This is a genomic window from Atribacteraceae bacterium, from assembly GCA_035477455.1.
GTDB lineage: Bacteria > Atribacterota > Atribacteria > Atribacterales > Atribacteraceae > DATIKP01.
The window spans coordinates 1-2199 of the sequence record DATIKP010000070.1; the positions used below are offsets into that span (position 1 = coordinate 1).

Below are 2199 nucleotides of genomic sequence, written 5' to 3' on the forward strand. Positions count from 1 at the left end.
GGGGAGGGGGTATAGTTATATAATAGATTAAACGATTACGTAAACGATTATCTAATAAAAAGGGGGACTTCGTTGAGCACCATTAAGGATGTAGCTCGTCAAGCCGGGGTTTCTACGGCGACTGTCTCGCACGTCCTCAATGAAACAAGGTTTGTCCATGAGGCCACCAGGCATTGGGTGTTGAAGGCAGTCCAAGAACTCGATTACCGGCCCAATATCGTGGCGAAAAGCCTGAGGAGGCGCAAGACAGGGACAGTGGGCTTGATTTTTTGTGACCTGGTCAGCCCCTTCTTTTCCGATTTGTTCCAGAGCGTGGAAACGACGTTAGGGAAAAACGGCTTCGACCTACTGGTGACCAATACCGGTTATGATTTTGAGAAAGAGAAGGCAGCCTGTGAGCTTTTCTACAGTAAACAGGTTGATGGGATCATCCTGGTGCCGGGTAGCGACCGGGGTGAGCATCTGCAGTTCCTGGTGGATCGGAATATTCCGATTGTTCTCCTGGATAAAAAGGTCTCTCATGTCAAAACGGACCTGGTGATGGTGAATAATCGGCGGGGGAGCCAGATATTGATCAACTACCTGGTCAGCCTGGGGCACCGGAGAATTGGGATTATCGCCGGGCCTCAAGATACCAGCACCGGCAAGGAACGACTTGAAGGTTACTATCAGGCATTGAATGACCATGAAATTCCCGTCGATCCTCATATGGTGAAAGTCAGTGACTTTTTGGAAAAGGGAGGTTATCAGTCTACCCTTGAATTGCTGGACATGTCTTCTCCGCCTTCAGTGATTTATTGTTGCAACAGTCCGATGTTAATGGGAGCTCTCAAGGCTTTTCAGGAGAAAAACATTATCATTCCCTCCCAGCTTGGCCTGGCCGTATTTGACGACCTTCCCTGGTTTCGCTTTATCAAGCCGCCCCTTACTGCCGTTGCCCAGCCATCTTTCGCACTGGGTGAAAGTGCCGCAATGCTTCTGATCTCCAGAATGCTGAAAAAACATACCAGGCCAAAGAAAGTCGTTCTCAATGTGGAGCTGAAACGCCGTTTATCGGCGGGTGAACAAACAGAACTTGCCTGAAAAGGAGGTGAAATCCGCCCGTAAAAGATACTCGATATGATCTGTGGATTGTACCATACGGGATAGTTTTCTGTGTTCAGACCGATTCACGATTGAAAACAACTTTAAAAAGGGTGGTCGATCATGAAAAAAGTCTTAACGGTTAGTCTTGTAGCATTGCTCAGTATGGTCTTTTTGTTGGCCGTCAGTGCCGGAGCAGAAGATTTCGGTTGGTTGAAAAACTGGGAAGGGGTTACCCTTACCCTTTCTTCTCATACCGGACCGACAACCGATGCGTACAAAGTCATTGCCCAGGAATTTGAGGAATTGACCGGAGCCAGGGTAGTGATCATCGACGAGTCCTGGAAGGATCTATTGGTCAAACACCTGGCGTCTTTTGTGGCCGGGACAGGTGAGTTCGATATCTTGACCTTTCCCTATATCTGGTTTGGTCATTATGCCGAAGGAATGATGGTGGAAAACCTGGATGAATGGTTTGCCCGGGAAGACTTGCTGGACCCGAATTACGATATGGGCGACTTCGTACCGGCTATCCTTGAGGCCTACGGCCGGTACACGGCTGGTTTCACGCCTGATCCAGAAGCCCTGTGGTCGGTTCCTTACAAGTTCGATGTTTATTTGGCCCAGTACCGAACCGACATGTTTGCCGATGCGGGCATCGTCGATGCCGATGGATTGGCCAAAGGACCGGAAACCTGGGATGAATTGCTGGACAGTGCCCAGAAGTTGGCAGAGATATTCCCTGATATCAGTCCCCTGGCATTTCCTCTGGCCATCTCTGACCCGATGGTGGCAACCTTTGTTCCCATGCTGGCCTCTTACGGCGGAGAAGTCCCTTCGGTGATCTATGATGAAAACGTATATCCCAGATTCCAGGGACCCGAAGGGATAGCGGCGGTTTCCATGCTGAAAGACCTCCTTCCTTTTATGCCTCCCGATGCGCTTGCTTTCGACTATGATATGGTCAACGCCCAGATGTCTCAAGGGATGGCGGCCTATGCCATCAACTGGAACGCCTATCTCCCGGTACTGCTTGACCCAGAAAGATCGCTGATTCATGAAAATGTCGCTTTCGCCTTAACACCTGGTGGCCCGGCAGGTCGGTATCAGGGTCTG

The 2199-nt window shown here is 50.0% G+C and carries 2 protein-coding genes; both read left to right on the forward strand.

Annotation, left to right across the window (positions count from 1 at the left end; translation table 11 throughout):
- Positions 1–72: 72 nt before the first annotated feature.
- A complete protein-coding gene (locus VLH40_04280) occupies positions 73–1083 on the forward strand; it encodes a LacI family DNA-binding transcriptional regulator (GenBank protein ID HSV31226.1) in 1011 nt (336 codons plus the stop codon).
- 123 nt (positions 1084–1206) lie between these two features.
- Positions 1207–2199 (forward strand): extracellular solute-binding protein (locus VLH40_04285; GenBank protein ID HSV31227.1); only part of this gene is annotated, 993 nt, incomplete at its 3' end.